At 68.2% G+C, this 20,643-nt stretch carries 17 protein-coding genes and 1 tRNA gene; 9 read left to right on the top strand and 9 right to left on the bottom strand.

The features are described 5' to 3' along the window. The 5 genes from E1294_RS54490 to polA all read right to left on the bottom strand — a co-directional run. Window positions 1-181 (bottom strand): hypothetical protein (locus E1294_RS54490; protein ID WP_220447716.1); only part of this gene is annotated, 181 nt, incomplete at its 3' end. Between the two features lie 136 nt (window positions 182-317). Then, window positions 318-1,451 carry an epoxide hydrolase family protein gene (locus E1294_RS13740; RefSeq protein WP_132508460.1) on the bottom strand — a complete coding sequence of 378 codons (1,134 nt, stop codon included), beginning with the start codon at window positions 1,449-1,451 and terminating at the stop codon, window positions 318-320. 284 nt (window positions 1,452-1,735) lie between these two features. Beyond that, a complete protein-coding gene (gene rpsA, locus E1294_RS13735; protein ID WP_132508458.1) occupies window positions 1,736-3,223 on the bottom strand; it encodes a 30S ribosomal protein S1 in 1,488 nt (495 codons plus the stop codon). 192 nt (window positions 3,224-3,415) lie between these two features. Beyond that, window positions 3,416-4,465, bottom strand: coding sequence for a polysaccharide deacetylase family protein (locus tag E1294_RS13730; RefSeq protein WP_246083002.1), 1,050 nt, complete (start codon window positions 4,463-4,465; stop codon window positions 3,416-3,418). 120 nt (window positions 4,466-4,585) lie between these two features. Then, window positions 4,586-7,276 carry a DNA polymerase I gene (gene polA, locus E1294_RS13725; protein ID WP_132508454.1) on the bottom strand — a complete coding sequence of 897 codons (2,691 nt, stop codon included), beginning with the start codon at window positions 7,274-7,276 and terminating at the stop codon, window positions 4,586-4,588. An 80-nt stretch (window positions 7,277-7,356) separates the two neighbouring features. Here polA and E1294_RS13720 point away from each other — a divergent pair, with 80 nt between their 5' ends. The 6 genes from E1294_RS13720 to E1294_RS13695 all read left to right on the top strand — a co-directional run bounded on the left by E1294_RS13720 (window position 7,357) and on the right by E1294_RS13695 (window position 12,636). Further along, the gene (locus E1294_RS13720; protein WP_246083001.1) at window positions 7,357-7,752 is read left to right on the top strand and encodes a PaaI family thioesterase; all 396 of its coding nucleotides are present in this window, start codon (window positions 7,357-7,359) and stop codon (window positions 7,750-7,752) included. Between the two features lie 399 nt (window positions 7,753-8,151). Then, window positions 8,152-9,441 (top strand): branched-chain amino acid ABC transporter permease, encoded by a 1,290-nt coding sequence (locus E1294_RS13715; protein WP_246083000.1) that lies wholly within the window; start codon window positions 8,152-8,154, stop codon window positions 9,439-9,441. A 16-nt stretch (window positions 9,442-9,457) separates the two neighbouring features. Further along, the gene (locus tag E1294_RS13710) at window positions 9,458-10,456 is read left to right on the top strand and encodes a branched-chain amino acid ABC transporter permease (RefSeq protein ID WP_132508452.1); all 999 of its coding nucleotides are present in this window, start codon (window positions 9,458-9,460) and stop codon (window positions 10,454-10,456) included. Between the two features lie 4 nt (window positions 10,457-10,460). Beyond that, window positions 10,461-11,384 carry an ABC transporter ATP-binding protein gene (locus E1294_RS13705; RefSeq protein WP_220447715.1) on the top strand — a complete coding sequence of 308 codons (924 nt, stop codon included), beginning with the start codon at window positions 10,461-10,463 and terminating at the stop codon, window positions 11,382-11,384. After that, entirely contained in the window at window positions 11,381-12,166 is a 786-nt protein-coding gene (locus tag E1294_RS13700; protein ID WP_132508448.1) for an ABC transporter ATP-binding protein, read from the top strand. Before E1294_RS13705 ends, E1294_RS13700 begins: the two co-directional genes overlap by 4 nt. A gap of 68 nt (window positions 12,167-12,234) precedes the next feature. Beyond that, window positions 12,235-12,636 carry a hypothetical protein gene (locus E1294_RS13695; protein WP_132508446.1) on the top strand — a complete coding sequence of 134 codons (402 nt, stop codon included), beginning with the start codon at window positions 12,235-12,237 and terminating at the stop codon, window positions 12,634-12,636. A 54-nt stretch (window positions 12,637-12,690) separates the two neighbouring features. On the opposite strand, the gene E1294_RS13690 is transcribed toward E1294_RS13695, so the two are convergent. Beyond that, entirely contained in the window at window positions 12,691-13,992 is a 1,302-nt protein-coding gene (locus E1294_RS13690) for an ABC transporter substrate-binding protein (RefSeq protein WP_132508444.1), read from the bottom strand. Window positions 13,993-14,207: 215 nt separating this feature from the next. Between E1294_RS13690 and E1294_RS13685 the strand changes: the two genes are divergently transcribed. After that, on the top strand, window positions 14,208-15,047 hold the full coding sequence (locus E1294_RS13685; RefSeq protein WP_132508442.1) for a hypothetical protein: 840 nt from the start codon (window positions 14,208-14,210) through the stop codon (window positions 15,045-15,047). Between the two features lie 43 nt (window positions 15,048-15,090). Here E1294_RS13685 and E1294_RS13680 read toward each other — a convergent pair whose 3' ends face one another. Further along, window positions 15,091-16,392, bottom strand: a complete 1,302-nt coding sequence (locus E1294_RS13680; RefSeq protein WP_132508440.1) for an ABC transporter substrate-binding protein — start codon at window positions 16,390-16,392, stop codon at window positions 15,091-15,093. 287 nt (window positions 16,393-16,679) lie between these two features. Next, the gene (locus E1294_RS13675; RefSeq protein ID WP_246082999.1) at window positions 16,680-17,264 is read right to left on the bottom strand and encodes an ANTAR domain-containing response regulator; all 585 of its coding nucleotides are present in this window, start codon (window positions 17,262-17,264) and stop codon (window positions 16,680-16,682) included. A 106-nt stretch (window positions 17,265-17,370) separates the two neighbouring features. On the opposite strand from E1294_RS13675, the gene E1294_RS13670 reads away from it, so the two are divergent. Beyond that, window positions 17,371-17,453 (top strand) — tRNA-Leu (locus E1294_RS13670). A gap of 323 nt (window positions 17,454-17,776) precedes the next feature. Next, the gene (locus E1294_RS13665; RefSeq protein WP_132508438.1) at window positions 17,777-18,553 is read left to right on the top strand and encodes a YbaB/EbfC family nucleoid-associated protein; all 777 of its coding nucleotides are present in this window, start codon (window positions 17,777-17,779) and stop codon (window positions 18,551-18,553) included. A gap of 52 nt (window positions 18,554-18,605) precedes the next feature. Here E1294_RS13665 and E1294_RS13660 read toward each other — a convergent pair whose 3' ends face one another. Further along, entirely contained in the window at window positions 18,606-20,462 is a 1,857-nt protein-coding gene (locus tag E1294_RS13660; protein WP_132508436.1) for a LysM peptidoglycan-binding domain-containing protein, read from the bottom strand. Window positions 20,463-20,643 lie beyond the last annotated feature (181 nt).

Raw genomic sequence — 20,643 nt, 5'->3', positions numbered from 1 at the left:
CGCCCGCCTTCTGCGGCGCCCCACCGCCACCGCCCGACTCCGGCACCGCACCGGCGCGGCTCACCCCCGGCACTGCGCCGGCGGCATGGACCTCCGGCACGACTCGTGCAGGGCCCGCGCCGGCCGCTTCCGGTGTGGCCAGTGCGCCACCCGCCCCGGCTACCGCCAGAGCTGTCGTCATCCGCCACACCCGCTGACCCATGCCCACCGCGTCGCTCCTGCAGAGTAGTGCCGACAGCGCAGGTCAGCAGTCTGTCAGCGCCCTGCGGGCCGGTGGACGGCTTCGCAGAAGGCCGTCGGGGAAATCTCCGGCAGCGTCAGCGGATCGTCCTGAAAGCGGCGCGTATGCCCGCCACCAGGGAGTCCGGCGCCGCCATGGCAACCATATGGCTGGGGCTGTGTGCCTCTCCCCAGTAGACGATGTCGTTGCCGCGCTCGGCGATCCGCCGCATCACCGCCGGCCCGCCGTGTGTCACCCCGGTCGGCACGGCGCGCTGGTCGATGGGCAGCCCCGCGGCCCCTTCGTAGTAGGTCCACGACGACGAGCCGCCGGTGCCGGTCAGCCAGTAGAGGCTCGCGTTGGCCAGCACCAGGTCGCGGTCGATGGCCTCGGCCCCCGCCCCCCACCCGTCGAACTCCTTGAACCTCTCCACGAGGTAGGCGAGCTGCGCCACCGGCGAGTCGGTGAAGCCGTACGCGAGCGTCTGCGGCCTGTTCGCGAGGTAGGGGGCGTACCCGCTGCCCCCGGTCATCCAGGCGGCCATGTCCGCCAGCTCGGCCCGCTCGGCCTCGCTGAACCCCTCCAGCTGCGCCGGGTCGCCCGTGTGGACGCCGAGCCCGGCCGTGATGACGGAGCCGATCACGTGCTCGCTGTCGAGTGCGGCCAGTTGTGGTGTCACCATCGCCCCGGCGTCGTTGCCGTGCGCGCCGTACCGCTCGTAGCCGAGCCGGCGCATCAGCTCGGCCCACGTACGCGCCACCCGCTCGATGCTCCACGGCCGCTCGTCGGCGGGCTCGGGGAACGGAGAGAAGGCGAATCCGGGCAGCGAGGGCGCCACGACGTGGAAGGCCATGGCCGGGTCGAGCCCGTGCCGGCGCGGGTCGGTGAGGGGTCCGATGACGTTCAGGAACTCGGCGACGGAGTTCGGCCAGCTGTGCGTCATGATCAGCGGTATGGCGTCGGGCTCCGGGGAGCGGGCGTGCACGAAGTGGATCGTCTGCCCGTCGATGCCGGTGGTGAACTGCGGGAAGACGTTGAGCCTGGCCTCCCACACCCTCCAGTCGAAGCCGTCGGCCCAGTGTCCGGCGAGCTCGCGCAGGTATGGTGCGGGCACGCCCCGGCTCCACCCGCCGGGCAGCGCTCTCGCCCATCTGGTACGCCGCAGCCGGTCGCGCAGGTCGTCGAGGTCGTTCTGCGGAATGTCCAGGTGAAAGCGCTCGATGATGTTCATGCCCGGCACTCTAGGAACCCTTGCGGCAAGAATGTTTCCGCATTGACGCCCGATCCACCGCTCGGACGGTAGCGCGGGGCGCCGGGGCGCCGCCCGGACGGGGGCGTGGGCGAAGGAGCCGCTTGGTCACTGCGCGGCCGGCTCGACGACGTGCGCAAGCGCGTCGCCAGCCGGACGCCGGTCACCGGCACGGGCGCCCGCATGCGGAAAGCCCCGCACGGGTCATCCGTGCGGGGCTTTCCGGTCAGGCCAGGGATCGAGCCGCAGCCTCACTCGGGAGGACGTCAGCTCTGGCCGCCGGCGAGCTTCTCGCGCAGGGCCGCGAGCGCCTCGTCAGAGGCGAGCGCGCCACTGGCGGGAGCCGACGACGACGAGCCGCCGCTCGACTGAGCCTGCGATTCGCCGCTGTAGGACGAGGGAGCGGCCTCGCCGGCCTCCGCCTCGGCCTTGCGGGCCTCCTCGATCTGCTTCCTGTGGGCCTCGAAGCGCTGCTGGGCCTCGGCGTACTGCCGCTCCCACTCCTCACGCTGCTTGTCGAAGCCCTCGAGCCACTCGCCGGTCTCCGGGTCGAAGCCCTCGGGGTAGATGTAGTTGCCCTGGTCGTCGTAGGTGGCCGCCATGCCGTAGAGGGTCGGGTCGAACTCGACCTCGGTGCCGACACCCTCGTTGGCCTGCTTCAGCGACAGGCTGATGCGACGGCGGTCGAGGTCGATGTCGATGATCTTGACGAAGATCTCGTCGCCGACCTGGACGACCTGCTCCGGGATCTCCACGTGGCGCTCGGCCAGCTCGGAGATGTGGACCAGGCCCTCGATGCCCTCCTCGACCCGGACGAACGCGCCGAACGGCACCAGCTTGGTGACGCGGCCCGGCACGACCTGGCCGATCTGGTGGGTGCGGGCGAACTGCTGCCACGGGTCTTCCTGCGTGGCCTTGAGCGACAGGGAGACGCGCTCGCGCTCCATGTCGACGTCGAGGACCTCGACCGTGACCTCCTGGCCCACCTCGACGACCTCGGACGGGTGGTCGATGTGCTTCCAGGACAGCTCGGACACGTGGACCAGGCCGTCGACGCCGCCGAGATCGACGAAGGCGCCGAAGTTGACGATCGAGGAGACGACGCCCTTGCGGACCTGGCCCTTCTGGAGGGTGTTGAGGAACGTCTGGCGAACCTCGGACTGCGTCTGCTCAAGCCAGGCGCGGCGCGACAGGACCACGTTGTTGCGGTTCTTGTCGAGCTCGATGATCTTGGCTTCGAGCTCGCGGCCGACGTACGGCTGCAGGTCGCGGACACGCCGCATCTCGACCAGGGACGCCGGGAGGAAGCCACGGAGGCCGATGTCGAGGATGAGACCACCCTTGACGACCTCGATGACGGTGCCGGTGACGATGCCGTCCTCGTCCTTGATCTTCTCGATCGTGCCCCAGGCGCGCTCGTACTGAGCACGCTTCTTGGACAGGATCAGGCGGCCCTCTTTGTCCTCCTTCTGGAGAACCAGGGCCTCGACGTGTTCACCGACCTCCACGACGTCAGCAGGGTCGACATCGTGCTTGATCGAAAGCTCGCGCGAGGGAATGACACCCTCGGTCTTGTAGCCGATATCGAGAAGGACCTCGTCTCGATCGACCTTGACGACGGTGCCCTCGACAATGTCGCCGTCGTTGAAGTACTTGATGGTCTCGTCGATCGCTGCGAGGAAGGCTTCCTCGGACCCGATGTCGTTGACCGCTACCTGCGGGGTGCTCGAGGTGGCCTCAGTGCTGGACGTCATGTGTGGAATTGCTCCGAACGCGGACAGGATGTCGATGTGGCGGATGCGCGGCAGGCCCTCTTCCGCATCAAGCCGAGGAATGACGACATCGACGTGACCGAGCGCGAGCCCGCTCCGTCTGAGGCGCGCGCGAGCCCACAGCGCAGCGATCAGCATATGAGACCTTGGCCACGGGGTCAATCCAGGGAGGCGTCAGTACACGATGACCTGGAGCCCTCGCTTGGCCACAATATTACCGCGTAGTTTCTTCGGTATGGAGATCCGGTCGGGGTCGCCGTCGGAGACATAGCGCTCACCAGGGTGCTTACGCAGCCAGTCGAGCCAGTGTTGCGAGCACCACTTGCGGCACTCGCCCTTCTTGGCGTTGCTCTGGATGCGCTGAATCGCTCCCCGGTCGAATTTTTTCGCGTAGGGCGAAAGTGACGGCTCGGCTCCGGCGAGGAACACGCCTGCGAAATCATAACGCGTGCCGTCCCACGCTCCGACCCGAGCGGACTTCTTCCCGCGGGGCAGCGAGCCGTACGGCAGCGCCATGGTCCTGGAGGCCGGCACGCCGAGCTTCTTGAGCAGGCGTTCGAGCCTGACGATCTGCTCGCGCACCTTCCTCCGCTTGATCGCCCGCAGGTCGGGGTGGCTCCAGGTGTGGTTGGCGACCTCGTAGCCATGGTCGACCAGCCACCGCACCGCCGCCGTCTGCGACGGCCTGTCGCGCAGCCCGAACGGCTCCTTGTTGATCCAGAACGTGGCGACCGGCCGGAAGGACGGGTGTTTCCTGGCCACCTCCTGGATCACGGCCACGGCCGTGCCCGCCGCCGGGTTGCCCGCCGCGTCGAGGGCGAAGTGGCTGGGGTGGCCGTCGTCGAACGTGAGCACCACCGGGAACCTCCCCGCGGGGACCCGGATGTCGCCGGTGGCGAACTCCCTGGCGGTGATCGGCACGTAGCCCTCCTTCGCCAGCCGCTCCAGCTCCTTCCTGAGCTGGTCGGGGGTCCTGTCGATGGCCGCCGCCCGATCGGCGACGATCCGGTGGTACATCAGGACCGGCACCAGGCCCGCCTCGTTGGCGCCCACCTGGCGGGCGAACCCGGGCGTGGACACGACGCCGGGCGGCTGGCCCACCGGCGACGGGCTGGGCGGCGGGGGGCTGTCGCCGACCTCGGCCGCGTCGTCGGGCCGCGCGTGCGGCCGCGGCTCGTCCGGTAACAGGCTGAGCCCGACGATGGCCACCAATATCACCACCACGTTCGCAACGCCGATGATCCGCGTGAGGGACGCTGGTAACCGCACAGAACTCCCGGGCCGCTCGGGTGAGAAACACGATCAGGCTAGTGCAGATCTCCCACCGCGGGCGGGCCCGCGGCGTCAGTGGCCGGCGTCCTCCCAGGTGCGCCCGACGCCCACGGAGACCGCCAGCGGCACGCGCAGGTGGTAGGCGGCGTTCATCTGGTCGCAGACGAGCTGCGTGAGGGGCTCCAGCTCGCCGGGCGCCACCTCGAACACCAGCTCGTCGTGGACCTGCAGCAACATCCGGGAGGCCAGCCCCTCCTCGCCGAGCGCCTGGCGCACGTGCAGCATGGCGACCTTGATGATGTCGGCCGCCGAGCCCTGGATGGGGGCGTTGAGCGCCATGCGCTCGGCCATCTCGCGGCGCTGGCGGTTGTCGCTGGTGAGGTCGGGGAGGTAGCGGCGGCGGCCCATGATGGTCTCGGTGTAGCCGTCGGCGCGGGCCTGCTGGACGATGGCCTGCAGGAAGTCGCGCACGCCGCCGAACTCGGTGAAGTATTCCTCCTTCAGCGCCCGCGCCTCGGCCACCGGGATGTTGAGCTGCTGGGCGAGCCCGAAGTCGGACAGGCCGTAGGCCAGGCCGTAGTTCATCGCCTTGATGCGGGCGCGCAGCTCGCCGTCGATCTGCTCGGGCGGCAGGTCGAAGACCCGGGCGGCGGTGGCCTGGTGGAAGTCGTGGCCCGACTCGAACGCCTCGATCAGCGACTCGTCGCCCGACAGGTGGGCCATGATGCGCAGCTCGATCTGGCTGTAGTCGGCCGTCAGCAGCGTCTCGTAGCCCTCGCCGACCACGAAGCCCTGACGGATGCGGCGGCCCTCGGCGGTGCGGATCGGGATGTTCTGCAGGTTGGGCTTCTCCGACGACAACCGCCCCGTGGCGGCCATGATCTGGTTGAACGTGGTGTGGATGCGCCCGTCGTCGGCGATCTCCTTGATCAGGCCCTCGACGGTGATGCGGAGCTTGGCCTGGTCGCGGTGGCGCAGCATGATCGTCGGCAGCTCGTGCTCGGTCTGGGTGGCCAGCCAGGCGAGCTGGTCGGCGTCGGTGCTCCAGCCGGTCTTGATCTTCTTCGTCTTGGGCAGGTTGAGCCGGACGAAGAGGATCTCCTGCAGCTGCTTGGGCGAGCCGAGGTTGAACTGCTCGCCGACCGAGCGGTGCGCCTCCTCCACGGCGTGCTTGACGGCGGCGCCGAACTCGGCCTCCAGGCCCGCGAAGTATTCGCTGTCGACGGCGATGCCGGCGCGCTCCATCTCGGCCAGCACCGCCAGCAGCGGCAGCTCCACGTCGGTCATGAGCTGGGTGCCGCCCCTCCCGGCCAGGAAACTCTCCAAGGAGTCGGCCAGCTCGCGCACGGCGTGGGCACGCAGCGCGAGGTCCTTGGCAGGCGCGTCCTCGTCGTCGCCGAACAGCGCGGCCTGCCCGTCGGACTCCTCCTCCGCGCGCAGGTCGCGGTTGAGGTAGCGCCTGGCCAGGTCTTCCAGGGCGAACGTGCGCTGCCCCGGCATGGCGAGGTAGGCGGCCAGCGCGGTGTCGCAGCTCAGGCCGCGCAGCTCCATGCCCTGCGCCCAGAGGGCCAGGATGGGGCCCTTGGCGTCGTGGACGGCCTTGGGGCGGGCGTCGTCGCCCAGCCAGGCGCGCAGAGCCGTCTCGTCGGCCTCGGTGAGCTTGACGGGGTCGATGTGGGCGGCCGTGCCGTCGGGCGAGGCGATGGCGATGCCCTCGACGCGCCCGCTGCCGCTGCCGTAGGAGCCCTTGAAGGCCAGGCCCGCGCGGCCGGCGGGCAGCGCCGACAGCCAGCCCGCGACGCGGTCGGGGCCGAGCAGCACGGTCTCGACCTCGAAGCCCTGCTCGGGCTCCTGCTCGCCGGTGCCGAGCACCTTGAACACCCGCTCGCGCAGCTCGCCGCGGATCTGCAGGGTGTCGAACAGCTTGTTGATCTCCTCGCGCTCCCACGTGCCCTGGCTGAGCGCGCCGGGCTCGATTTCGAGCGGGACGTCGCGCAGCAGCTCGGTGAGCCGGCGGTTCATCAGCACCTGGGCGACGTGCTCGCGCAGCTTGTCGCCGACCTTGCCCTTGACCTCGTCGACCCGGTCGACCAGCGCGGTCAGCGAGCCGAACTCGCGCACCCACTTGGCGGCGGTCTTCTCCCCCACGCTCGGAATGCTCAGCAGGTTGTCGCTGGGGTCGCCGCGCAGCGCCGCGAAGTCGGGGTATTGCGCGGGCGTCAGGCCGTATTTCTCCTGGACCGCCTCGGGCGTGAACCTGGTCATGTCGCTGATGCCCCGCCGGGTCATCAGCACGGTGACGTTCTCGTCGACCAGCTGGAGCGCGTCGCGGTCGCCGGTGACGATCAGAACGTTCATCCCCTCCGCCGAGGCGCGGGTGGCCAGCGTGGCGATGAGGTCGTCGGCCTCGAAGCCCGCCTTGGACAGCCGCGGGATGCGCAGCGTGTCGAGCAGCTCGAAGATCAGCTGCATCTGCCCGCGAAAGTCTTCCGGCGTCTCGCTCCTGTTGGCCTTGTAGTCGGAGTATTCCTCATGGCGGAACGTCGGCTCCGACCTGTCGAAGGCCACCGCCACGTGGGTCGGCTGCTCGTCGCGCAGGATGTTGGTCAACATCGAGGTGAACCCGTAGACCGCCTCGGTGTGCTGACCGTCGGTGGTCATCAGGTTGGCGTCCTTGAGCGCGTAGAACGCGCGATAGGCCAGGGAATGCCCGTCAAGCAGCAACAGGCACGGGCGGCTGGGGGTCACTTCACTCTTCGGCACACCCGCAGCCTAGTCTGCGTCTGCGACAGAAAACCTGAGCCCGGAAGAGTGGAGGCGTCCCTTTGACACAGACCAACCCCATGGACGTAGCGATGGTCGGCGAGATGCACGCGGGCACGCTTCCCGAGCGGATGGGCATCGAGTTCCTCGAGGCCACACCGGAGCGGGTGACGGGCCGGATGCCGGTCGAGGGCAACACGCAGCCGTACGGACTGCTGCACGGCGGGGCGTCTGTGGTGCTGGCCGAGACCCTGGGCTCGGTGGCGGCGGCCGTCCACGCGGGGCCCGACCGCGTCGCCGTGGGCATCGAGATCAGCGCCACCCACCACCGCTCCGCGACCTCCGGCCATGTGACCGGCGTCGCGACCAGGTTGCACGCCGGCCGGACGCTGGCGACGTACGACATCGTGATCAGTGACGAGCAGGGGCGTCGCGTGTGCACCTCTCGCCTCACTTGCATGCTGCGCGACCGCTGACACACCGGCCACTTCCGCGCAGCCTTTGCGCACGCCCCCCGCGGGTCGCTACGGTTGTCCGAACAGAGCCCCGCGGGGAGGCCCAGTAGAAAACGTGTACGGCCGGGGAAGCCTTACACGGCCCCAAAGGCCGCCCCGCGGGCTCGTCAACGTTCCCAGGCAATCGTTATTCGATCTTTTTCCCTCATGCCAGGCGTCTCCCCGGATTTAGCCCCTGACCTGCCTCGTTGATTCCTCACATCAGTGACACACGCACGTCACTAATTGGTGACGAACGATACTGAAACGGGCGCAGCCAGAATAAGCTCCCGCCATTGCATCCCAGTTGTGCCTGCGATGCGCGCGTGTCGAGATGGAGGGGCACGACCCCGCCTTGACCTATTTTCCGAGGGAGCACCATTGCGCAGAGCCGTGATCGCGTTCACGGCCTTCCTGGGTGGACTCATCTTCCTGCTCGCCGGCCCCGCCCACGCGGGGCCGGCCGACTGCCAGGGCTTGAGGGGAACACTCAATTTCCAAGGCCAGCCAGTGAACGGCGCCAGAATCTCCGTGACCACCGAGGACGGCAAACCCGTCGCGGAGGCCACCACCGACGCTCAGGGCAAGTGGGATGTCCAGGTCGAGGATCCGGGCAGGTACAAAGTCACCCTGGATCTCGGCAGTCTGCCGCAGAACGCCGAGGCGCGGGGCGGCACGAACGTCCGCACGCTGAGCGTCCATGAGGGCAACTGCTCCACCGCCCTCTTCCCCCTCCAGCCGAAGGGCGCCGCCCAGGACCAGGCGCAGCAGAGCGGCGACAACAGCGCGTTCTGGACCCGCGCCGCGCAGCTCACCTTCGAGGGGTTCAACCTCGGCCTGATCATCGCCCTGGCCGCGCTCGGCCTCTCGCTCATCTACGGCACGACCGGCCTGACCAACTTCGCCCACGGCGAGCTGGTCACCCTCGGCGCGATCCTCGCCTACGGGTTCAACGCGGGCATGGGCCTCGGCCTCATCCCCGCCGCCGCCATCGCCGTCGTCGTCGCCGGCCTGCTCGGCTACCTGCAGGACCGCTTCTTCTGGGGGCAACTGCGCAGGCGCGGCACCGGCATCATCGCCATGATGATCATCTCGATCGGCGTCGCGCTCTTCCTGCGCTATCTGTTCCTCATCGTCTTCGGCGGCCAGACCGAGGCCTACACCGAGTACAACGCCCAGCCCGGCGTGCAGGTGGGGCCGATCTCGGCCGCGCCGAAGAACTTCGTCGCCATGGGCATCGAGCTGGTCGTGCTGATCATCGTCGGCATCGCCCTGCTGCGCACCCGCACCGGCAAGGCGGCACGCGCGGTGGCCGACAACCCGGCGCTCGCGGCGTCGTCCGGCATCAACGTCGACCGGGTCGTCCGGATCATCTGGACCTCGGGCGGCGCCATCGCCGCGCTCGCGGGCATCATGCTCGGCCTCTCCCAGAACCTGAAATACACGATGGGACAGGAGATGCTCCTGCTCATCTTCGCCGGCGTGACGCTCGGCGGGCTCGGCACCGCGTTCGGCGCGCTGATCGGGTCACTGGTGGTCGGCCTGTTCATCCAGGTCTCGACGCTGTGGGTGCCGCCGGAGCTCAAGAGCGTCGGCGCGCTGGCCGTTCTCATCATCGTGCTCCTCGTCCGGCCGCAGGGCATCCTGGGCCGCCGCGAGCGGATCGGCTGATCGGGGGAGGATCAGAATGGACTGGATCACGATCTTCAGCACCACCATCAAGTCCGCGGTCGGCGTCGAGACGGTGCTGTACGGCATCGCCGCCATCGGTCTCAACATCCACTTCGGCTACACCGGCCTGCTCAACTTCGGCCAGGCCGCGTTCATGGGCGTGGCCGGCTACGGCCTGGCGGTCACCGTCGTCGTCCTGGGAATGCCGTTCTGGGTCGGCATCATCTTCGGCCTGATCGCGGCGGTGATCCTGGCGTTCCTGCTGGGCATACCGACGCTCCAGTTGCGCGCCGACTATCTGGCCATCGTCACCATCGCGGCGGCCGAGATCGTCCGGCTCGTCTTCCGCTCGGTGCAGTTCAAGGACGTCTTCGGCGGCTCCGACGGCCACCGCGGCTTCACCGAGGGCTTCTACGCGCTCAACCCCTATCCCACGGGAAACTACGGCTTCAACCTCGGCCCCATCCCGCTGTTCTTCAACCACCGCACGATGTGGGTGATCACCGTCGGCTGGGTGCTGATCGCCCTGGCCTGCCTCATGGTCCACCTGCTGATGAAGAGCCCCTGGGGCCGCGTGCTCAAGGCCATCCGCGAGGACGAGGACGCCGTGCGCAGCCTGGGCAAGAGCGTCTTCTCCTACAAGATGCAGGCGCTGGTGCTGGGCGGCGTCATCGGCAGCCTCGGCGGCTTCATCTATGGTCTGGGCTATGCCTCGGTGCAGCCTGACGTGTTCGGCACCGAGACGACGTTCTACATGTACACGATGGTCATCCTCGGCGGCGCGGCCCGCGTGCTCGGCCCGGTCATCGGCTCGATGCTCTTCTGGGTCCTGCTCGTGCTCATCTACGGCGTGCTCTCCGAGGCGGTCCGCGTGGGGTACATCACCTTCATGGACACCAACCAGGTCGGCGCTCTGCGCTGGATCCTGGTCGGCGCCGGCCTGATCCTGTTGCTTGTCTACCGGCCACAGGGCATCTTCGGTGACAAGAGGGAGATCGCAATCGATGCACGCTGAGACCATGAGCACCGACCGCAAGGCCGCCGCCCTGGCCGCCTTCAAGGACCTGGCGCGCGATCCAGGCGTGCCCAAGCCCGACCCCATCCTCGTGGTGGACCACGTCGTCCGCCGCTTCGGCGGCCTGACCGCCGTCGACGTCGGCCACGTGGAGATCCAGCGCGGCTCCATCACGGCGCTGATCGGCCCCAACGGCGCCGGCAAGACCACGTTCTTCAACCAGCTCACCGGGTTCGACACGGCCGACGCCGGCTCGTGGACGTTCAACGGGCGGTCCATGAACGGCGTACCCGCCCACAAGGTGGCCAGAAGCGGCATGGTCCGCACGTTCCAGCTCACCAAGGCGCTTTCGCGCCTGACGGTGTTGGAGAACATGCGCCTCGGCGCCCAGAAGCAGAAGGGCGAGAACTTCTGGCGGGCGCTCGTGCCGGGCGTGTGGCGGGCCCAGGAGGACGAGATCACCGAGCGGGCCGAGGAGTTGCTGGTCCGCTTCAAGCTCGACGCCAAGCGCGACGACTTCGCCGGATCGTTGTCCGGCGGCCAGCGCAAGCTGCTGGAGATGGCCCGCGCGCTCATGGTGAACCCCGAGCTGGTCATGCTCGACGAGCCCATGGCGGGCGTCAACCCGGCGCTGACCCAGTCACTGCTCGGCCACGTCAAGGACCTGCGCGAGCAGGGCATGACGGTGCTGTTCGTGGAGCACGACATGGACATGGTCCGCGACATCAGCGACTGGGTGATCGTCATGGCCCAGGGCGCGGTCATCGCCGAGGGCCCGCCCTCGACGATCATGTCCGACGAGCGTGTGATCGACGCCTACCTGGGCGCCCACCACGACGCGCCCCTGTCCGAGGGTGAGCTGGAGGCCCAGCTGCAGGAGGCTGAGGCGGCGCTGGAGGCCGAAATCGAAGAGGAGGCGCAGAAGTGAACGTCGGCCCAGAGTCGAAGGCGGCCGTCACCGACCGCAGCGCGCATCTGGAAGGCGCCAAGGACGCCGTGCTCCGGTGCGACGAGCTGATCGCCGGCTACCTGCCAGGCGTCAACATCCTCAACGGCTCCGACCTCTACGTCAAAGACGGCGAGCTGATCGGCATCATCGGCCCTAACGGCGCCGGGAAGTCGACGCTGCTCAAGGCCATGTTCGGGCTGGTCAACATCCGCAGCGGCACGGTGCTGCTCAAGGGTGAGAACATCACGAACATGAAGGCGCACACGCTGGTCGCCCGCGGGGTCGGCTACGTCCCGCAGACCAACAACGTCTTCCCCAGCCTCACCATCGAGGAGAACCTCGAGATGGGCGCCTTCCAGACGCCGGGGAAGTTCAAGGAGCGCTTCGCGTTCGTGTCCGAGCTGTTCCCCGCGCTCAGTGAGCGGCGTAAGCAGCGCGCCGGATCCCTGTCCGGTGGCGAGCGGCAGATGGTGGCGATGGCCAGGGCCCTGATGACCGAGCCCTCGGTGCTGCTGCTCGACGAGCCGTCCGCCGGTCTGTCGCCCAAGCTGCAGGACCTGGTCTTCATCCAGGCCCAGCAGATCAACAAGGCGGGCGTGACGGTCATCATGGTGGAGCAGAACGCCCGCCGATGCCTGCAGATCTGCCACCGCGGTTATGTCCTCGACCAGGGCCGCAACGCCTACACCGGCACCGGGCGGCAGCTCGCCGACGATCCCAAGGTCATCGAGCTCTACCTCGGCACGCTGGCCAGGGCATAGATCCGCGATCGTTCGCGAAAACGGCGAAGGGGCTCCCGCTAACCCCTTCGCCGTTCTTTAATGATCGGGTGAAACGTTCGGCGGTGGTCTCGCTCATGCTCCCCGTTCTGCTCGTCGGCTGCCAGGACGCAGCCTCGTCGGCGGGAAAGTACAGCACCGGGGGCGACCCCACCGACAGCCCCTGCGCCCGCGTGGTGTCCGCCGTCGGGTATGCGGGCCTCATGCTGGGGCCGAAGGGCCAGGAGGACCGCCAGCACTTCGAGGACGCCCTGACCGGCCGCCTGGCGGAGGTGCACGGCATCACGCGGGAGTTCGGCGGCCGGCTGCCCGGCTCGCTCAGCGGGGCCGTGGAGACCGTCGAGACGACGACCGCGGAGTTGTCCAAGAACGACGTGCCGCGCGAGCGGCGGGTGGCGCTGCTGAAGCGCTACCGCGCGGCAGCCGACCAGATCGTGGCCGGCTGCGCGTGAAGACGAAGGGCCCGGTCGTCACGACCGGGCCCTTCGTCTTCACGCGGGTGCTGGTCAGCCCTCGATGTTGCCGGTGCGGTACTCGAGCGCCTTGACCGGGTACTTGTTGTTGTCGCCGTACTGGTAGATGCCGATGGTGGCGACGGCCGGGTCACCGGCGTCGTTGAACTCGACCGGGCCGCTGACGCCGTCGTAGTCGATGTCCTTGCCGGCCTTCAGCAGGTCGACGCACTCCTTGAAGTTCTTGCACTTCTCGCCGCCCTTGCTGACCTCGGCCAGCTTGGCCGCGATGTCGGCGCCCGCGTCGCTCTTGGCGGCCTCGGCGGCCAGCGCGATCAGGTTGGCCGCGTCGTAGGACTCGGGAGCGTAGGTGAAGTCCTCGAGCTTGGGGTCGACCTCGACGAGGTTCTTCCTGAACGTGTCGGGAGCCGAGGCGCCGGGGTAGGTGCCCTTGACGCCCGTGAGCGTGCCCTTGGGCATCTTCGCGTAGTTGGTGTTCGACATGTTGCCGTCGACCATGTACCACTTGTGCTTGCTGGCCGGCATGCCCTGCTTGACGAGCTCGCCGATGACCTTCGCGGTCTCCTCGAAGCCGATCAGCACGACCGCCTTCGGGTTCTTCGCCTTGACCTTGGCGATGTCGGCGGAGAAGTCGGGCGCCTTCGGGTCATAGTCGACCCGCTCGACCACCTGGGCGCCGGCGTCGGTGACGGTCTTCTCGACCTGGTCGGCCAGGCCGGTGCCGTACGAGTCCTGCATCGCCATGATGGCGATCGTGTCGTTGCCGTCGGACACCACCAGGTCGCCCAGCACGCGGCCCTGCAGCTTGTCCGGCGGCGCGGTACGGAAGTAGAGGCCGTTGTCCTTGATCGTGGTGAACTTGTCGGAGGTGTTGGCGGGCGAGAAGTGCACCACGCCGGCACCCGTGATCTTGTCGATCACCGACTCCGACACCGACGACGACGCGGCGCCGATGATGGCGTCGGCTTTCTGCGCCAGCAGCTTGTCCACCGACTGGGACGCGATGTTGGTCGTCGTGTCACCCGAGTCGGTGTCGAACTTCTCAACGGGCTTGCCGAGCACGCCCCCAGCCTCGTTGATCTCCTTGAGCGCGAGATCGACACCGGCGAACTCGGGCGGGCCGAGGAAGGCCAGCGAACCGGTCTGGGGCAGCAGCGTGCCGAGTGTGAGCGTGCCGTCACCCTTCGCCGCTGCCGGCGCCGACGAGGATGAGGCGGGAGCGGCACTTTCGGAAGTTTGCGTGGCCGTGTCGCCGCCACCACCGCAGGCTGTCAGGGCCAGGCTGGTGGCAGCCGCGACAGCCAGCGCCCGTCCCACGGGAGCAATGCGGATCATGAAGTGTCTCCTTCATTTCAGGCCGGGGATCCGTCAGCACCGCCGAACGTTCCCGATCGAATGACGGAAACGTACAAAACTGTCGCATGCTCAACCAGATGCCGTGAGGAACTGTCGGCACTTGGATGCGGAGTCGTAATCACTCCTCAACTTACGGGACCTGCGGAAGCAGGCTTAATGTGCGTCAGGTGAAGTGTAATACCACATTATTCGCCGTGGTGGTCCTTCTCTCCGGGTGCGGCGCCTCCGAGCCGTCTCCCGGGCCGTCTCCCGGGCCGTCTCCTGGGGCTCCCTCGGGCCCGCCCGCCGGCGTCTCCGTCACGCTCGGGCAATGGCGTTCCGACGAACCGGCGCACCGGCTTCAGGTGGCCGTGCGCAACACCCGCGACACCCCCGTCTATTTCGCCGACGTCCAGCTGGTGACGCCGTCTTTCCGCACGGTGCCCGCGAGCAGGGCCGGCGCCGCCATCGGCAGGACCGAGCGCACCGACCTGCCCATCCCGTACGGCGCCGCCAACTGCTCACCCGATGGCCTGCCCAAGCTGCGGCCCGCCACCGTCGTGGCCCACCTCCGCACCGGCTCGGAGCCGCTGCGCAGGGTCGCCTTCGAGCTGCCCCACCCCGACCCGCTGCTGGCCAGGCTGCTGCGCGACGAGTGCTCGGAGTTCCTCATCAAGCAGGCCGTGAGCATCGCGTTCGGCCAGGAATGGAAGGAGTCCGGCAGGGTCATGCGCGGCGACCTGGTCGTCACCCGGCGCGGCCCGGGAACGGTGACGCTGGCCACCATGGGCGGCACGACGCACTACAACGTCGCCTACGACGGCCGGCGCCTGGGCCTGCTGCGCGCCGCGGAGCAGCGCCTGGAGGTGCCGATCGAGCTCACTCCCGCACGCTGCGACGGGCACGCGTTCGGCGAGGCCAAGAAGGCCTTCCAGTTCCCCGTGCGGGCGCGCATCGACGGGGGCGAGGAGCGGGTCGTCGTGGTGGCGCCGCCCAAGGCGCTGCGGGACCGCCTGATCGGCTACGCGTTCAGGGCGTGCGGCTTCGGCCGCTGAGCGACCCGCCGCACGCCTGGTCGCTCAGCGGCCGGGCCGGGGGTCAGCCCTCGATGTTGCCGGTGCGGTACTCCAGCGCCTTGGTGTCGTAGGTGTTGTTCTCGCCGTACTGGTAGATGCCGATGGTGGCGACCGCCGGGTCACCGGCGTCGTTGAACTCGACCGGGCCGCTGACGCCCTCGTAGTCGATGTCCTTGCCCTCCTTCAGCAGGTCGGCGCACTCCTTGAAGTTCTTGCACTTCTCGCCGCCCTTGCTGACCTCGGACAGCTTCGCCGCGATCGACGCGCCGGAGTCGTCCTTCGCCGCCTCGGCGGCCAGGGCGATCAGGTTCGCCGCGTCGTACGACTCCGCCGAGTACGTGAAGTCGTCGAGCTCGGGATCGAGCTTCTTGAGCTTCTTCCTGAAGTCGTCAGGGGCCTCGGCGCCCGGGATGGTGCCCTTGACGCCCGTGAGCGTGCCCTTGGGCATCTTCACGTAGTTGGTGTTCGACATGTTGCCGTCCACCATGTACCACTTGACCTTGTCGGCCGTCAGGCCCTGCTTGACCAGCTCCGCGATGACCTTCGCGCCCTCCTCGAAGCCGATCAGCACGACCGCCTTCGGGCTCTTCGCCTTGATCCGTGCCACGTCGGCGGAGAACTCCGGCGCCTTCGGGTCGTAGTCGACCCGCTCCACGACGCTCGCCCCCGCCTCCTCGGCGGTCTTGGTGACCTGGTCGGCCAGGCCCGAGCCGTAGGAGTCCTGCATGGCCAGGATGCCGATGGTGTCGTTGCCGTCGGCGGCGATCAGGTCGCCCAGCACGCGGCCCTGCAGCTTGTCCGGCGGCGCCGTACGGAAGTAGAGGCCGTTGTCCTTGATCGTGGTGAACGCGTCGGAGGTGTTGGCCGGCGAGAACTGCACCACGCCGGCGCCCGTGACCTTGTCGATGATCGACTCCGACACCGACGACGACGCCGCGCCCACGATCGCGTCCACCTTCTGCGCCAGCAGCTTGTCCACCGACTGCGACGCGATGTTGGTCGTCGTGTCACCCGAGTCGGTGTGGACCGTCTTGACCGGCTTGCCGAGCACGCCCCCGGCCTCGTTGATCTCCTTGACGGCCTGGTCGACGCCGGCGAACTCGGGCGGGCCGAGGAACGCCAGCGAGCCGGTCTGCGGCAGCACCGTGCCGAGTGCCAGCGTGCCGTCACCCTTCGCCGCGGGTGCCGAGGACGCGGCGGACGACGCCGGCGCGGACTGCTGCGCCGGCGCGTCGTCGTCACCGCCGCCGCCGCAGGCCGTCAGGGCCAGGCTCGCCGCGGCCGCGACGGCCAGCAGGCGCCCCGCTGGAGCAATGCGGATCATAGAAAAGACTCCCCCTATCTCAGCGAAGGAACGTCCCCTTCGCCGGGTTCTCCCAGCTCAGCATGCCTCTCGACGGGAAGGGCGAGGGGTTGTTGCGCGGCTTTTATACTGATTCGTAATGTCCTAAATACCCCTAGTTATGGGATGTTTCCTACAGTTACAGAGGCATCACACAAGGAACGGCCCTGACCGAAATTTCGGGATCAGGACCGGAATGGTGGGGAAGGTGGGACGCAAGGGAGCCCCGGCCGCGGCGCCGCGGGGCCACCTCACGTGGTGCGGGCTCCTCAGCCCCGCTCGGCCGCGTCGTCTATAACGATCTGAGCAACCTCCCGCATGCTCAGCCGCCGGTCCATCGACGCCTTCTGGATCCACCTGAACGCCTGGGGCTCGCTCCAGCCGTGCTGCGTCATCAGCTGCCCCTTGGCGCGCTCGACCAGCTTCCGCGTCTCCAGCCGCTCCGACAGGCCCGACACCTCGGCGGCCAGCGCCACCATCTCCTCGTGCCTGCTGACCGCCATCTCGATGGCAGGCACCAGATCCGCCTTCGTGAACGGCTTGACCAGGTAGGCCATCGCCCCCGCGTCCCTGGCCCGTTCGACCAGGTCACGCTGGGAGAACGCGGTCAGGATGAGGCACGGGGCGATGCGCTCGCCCACGATGCGCTCGGCCGCGGAGATGCCGTCGAGCACGGGCATCTTGACGTCGAGAATGACGAGATCGGGTCTCAGGTCCGCGGCCAGCCGGATCGCCTGCTCGCCGTCTCCGGCCTCGCCCACGACGACGTAGCCGTCTTCCTGGAGCATCTCCTTGAGGTCGAGGCGGATCAGGGCCTCGTCTTCCGCGATCACTACTCGCCGCTGCGTACTCACGAGCGCAAGAGTACAGACGTCCGGTAGATTAGATCCACGCTGCCACCGTTGCTGATCACCTTCAGCGGCGGAGCGTAGCGTTGATCCGGACAAGTCCGGAAGATCAGCCGGAATGATGGAATGGCAGACATGGACGCCTCAAAAGCGTCTGCTCGAAAGGGCGTGCGGGTTCGAATCCCGCTTCCGGCACCTCCTTCGCGCCGCCACTGTCAGTGGCGTTCTCCATACCGACCGTTTGCACTCCCGTGAGACCGCGGATCGTCTCTCTGCCCAGGACCCCTTCGACCGGCAGGTCGCCCGAGCTGTGCGGCGTGTCCATCCGGGCGTCCAGGACGCACCGGCGCCGGCCGGGACGGGAAGCCTCCCCACGTGCGGAGCCGTCCTGGAGGGCCGAGGGGGTGCAGGATGCCGGGTCGCGCACGCGTTCGGCCGTCATCCGGACTGTTGGGGTTGGACATATCGGGTGCCTAAACTAGCGCGCTGACAGGGACGCATGATCATTGGAGTGCCGCATGGCTACGCTCTCCGGCCAGGATGATGATCGCGAGATCATGGCCGCGATCAACGGCAAGGTCGAACAGATGGTGCGGGAGTCCTTGGCAGCACGGGATCGCGATCGGGTGATCGCCGGGGTCGGCGAGAGTGACGACGGGATGGTCAGGGCGAAGGCCGACGCCGACGGTGCGATCGTTTCGCTCGCTCTCGATCCGCGCGTGATGCGGCGTGACGCGGATCGTCTCGCCGAGGATGTGGCCGCGGTGCTCAACGCGGCGCAACGGGACGCGCAGCGGCAGGCGCAAGAGATCCTGGACGGAGCCAGGCTTTCCTCGATCACGTCTGACCCGCTCGGCGAGAGCCTGGCGACCGACCGGGACGGGCGGGCGGTGAGCGACGTTCTCCGCCGCCTCTTGGAGATGTCCGGCTCTGGGGCCGTGGCGGATGAAGTGGCGGTTGAAGCGGCGGATGAAGACGAGCCACGGGTGCCCGATTTCCTGGAGAAGCAGCATGACGAGCTGGAGAGCGTGACCGGCACGGGCGCGAATGCGTCCGGGCAGGTCACGGCGACCGCGGACGCGCACGGGCGCGTCCGCGAGATCAGCATCGGGGCCCGTGCCATGCGGCTGGACAGTCACGTGCTGGCGGAGGGCGTTCTGGCGGCCGTCCGCGACGCCCGGCGCGCGGTCGTCGCTAAGGCGGAGGAGAAGGTCTTCGATGCCTTCCCGGATCTCGATGCCGGAGCCGGCGCCGACGCGGCGTCCGCGGACGGCTCCCGGGACACGCGCCGGTGACCCGGGACGGCGCCTCGTGTGCACGCCGGTGAGGCACCGTCCAGGTTTCGTCCTAGGAAACCTTCTCTTTCTCGAGTTCCGGGATCACCAACTGCTGGCCAGGAGACAGGTGGCCCTGATTTATGCCGTCGAGCTGCCAGTTGGCCTGCTGGAGGAGCGACACGTAGCGCTCGCTGCCGTATTCGCGCTGAGCGATCGCCGCCAGCGAGTCGCCGCCCTCCACCGTGTACGTGGTGGCGCCGACCGGTTGCCCGGAGCCGGATCGCGGTGGTTCGGCGTTGGAGCCGTGATCCCAGTTCCGGTAGTCGGGGATCGTCAGGTTGGCGGGCTCGCTCTGGCCGCGGGGGACCAGGGTGTAGTTGATGGTCCCCGGGAGCAGGCCGAGGATGCGCCCCTTCCAGAAGGGGTTCAGGTTGAGGAAGGCGTTGATCGGCCCTATCTGCCTGGCACGATAGGTGAGGCTGTTCTTCGGGAGCCAGATCTTGGTGCCGTCGCTGAGCTTCATCTGGGCGAGATGGCTCCCTGGCTGAATCCGTCCGTAGCGGACGTTGGTGGCCGACATCGGGCCGCCCCTGTTGTATTTCACGAGTCCCCACTTGTCCGCCTTGCGCCAGGCGAGGTGCTTCAGGCCGGTCGCGTCACGTAGCAGTCCGTAGTATCCGGCGCCGAAGACCGCACTGACGCCGCCGACGATGACGCCGTCCTTGAGCGCGGCGCCGAAGCTCTTGTTCTCGAACATCATGCTCAGGGCGGTGGCGGCCCCGGCGTTGATGCCGAGTTCGAGCGCCATGTTGAACCTGAGGGGGTGGGCCTGCGCGTATCTGGTGACCGAGCCGAGCCGCTTCATGAGCGAGAAGGCGCCGCCGAGGCCGAGCAGGAAGGACAGGGTGCCCAGCATGCCCGGGGAGACCGAGAAGGGATCTTCGACGCCCCGTCCGGCGTTCGCCAGCGAGGAGTTGACGTAGTTGGCGCCGAGGACGCCGATCCCGTTCTTCATGAATCCGCTCAGCACCGAGCCGCGTCCGGCCACGCTCGACCCGAATGCCTTGCCCAGCTGACTGAGTCTGGCGCGCAGGAGCTTGATCACCAGCATGGCGCGCTGCCTGAGAGCCTTGGCCATCCTCACGAGGAAGGCGCGTACCGCCGGGTTGAGGATCGCCGCTCCGGCCATGATGACGCCGATCGCCGCGAGCGTCTGCAGGGTGCGCTTGACGAGGTGCTTGGACCTGTGGGTCTCGTCGACGGCGTTGCCGAGGATCTCGGCGGAGTGCTCGGAGCGCGCGGCCCACTGTTCCAGGGTCTGGGCCTGGTCTGTCCCGCCGCCAGAAGGGTTGACGTAGCTCGTCCAGGCCGTGTGGTAGGTCTGGGCGGCGTCTCCGCCCCATCGCGCCTTCTCGACCTCGTCCTCGACTGCGTCGATGTCGGGCTGCAGGGCCCGGAGCCGGCGTGCTGTGTCCTCGCACGCCTGCTGCATCTCGAGGAGCTTGCGCTCGTAATCGTCGCCGAGGCCCAGCAGGTCGAGTGTCGCGTTGAACGTCACGGACAGGGTGCCGGGATCGGGCAGCTCGACGTTCTCGCGGAAGGGGGGCGGGTCATCGGGCGGGAGGATGCCCTCACTCCAGCCGTAATTGGCCGCGCAGTACTTCAGGTTGCTCCCGCAGTTGCTCAGAGCGCTGCCACGCCGGTACATGGAGTCGGACAGGTCGCGGAAGAACTGGTTGTAGCCGCTGGCGAGTTCCGCCGCACCGTCCTGGATCAGGGCGTACGAGTTGACGTCGCCCTTCGCGTGTGTGACGAACGACCTGCGGATCTCGGCTAGGCTCTCGCCCGCTTCCTGGCTTCTCATGCCCGCCCGCTTGAGATGCTCAAGACCCTCCGGGCCGGCGTAGCTGAAACCACTACTGGCCATGCACTTCCTTATTGACTTTGACGACGTGGCCGCTCGACGGGATCACCGCCGCGGTCTCGTGCCGGTACGGCTCCGCTGAGGAGGAGCGGCTTGTTTGGCCGTAATCTGCTAGATATTAGTTGATCAGTAATTCTTCAGTCAACTGCACTTTTACCACCTGACGCCGGTTGTTTCGCGACAT

It is taken from the genome of Nonomuraea diastatica, assembly GCF_004349015.1.
GTDB lineage: Bacteria > Actinomycetota > Actinomycetes > Streptosporangiales > Streptosporangiaceae > Nonomuraea > Nonomuraea diastatica.
Note: the sequence above shows the minus strand (reverse complement) of the source record. Positions and strands in the feature narration are given on the sequence as shown.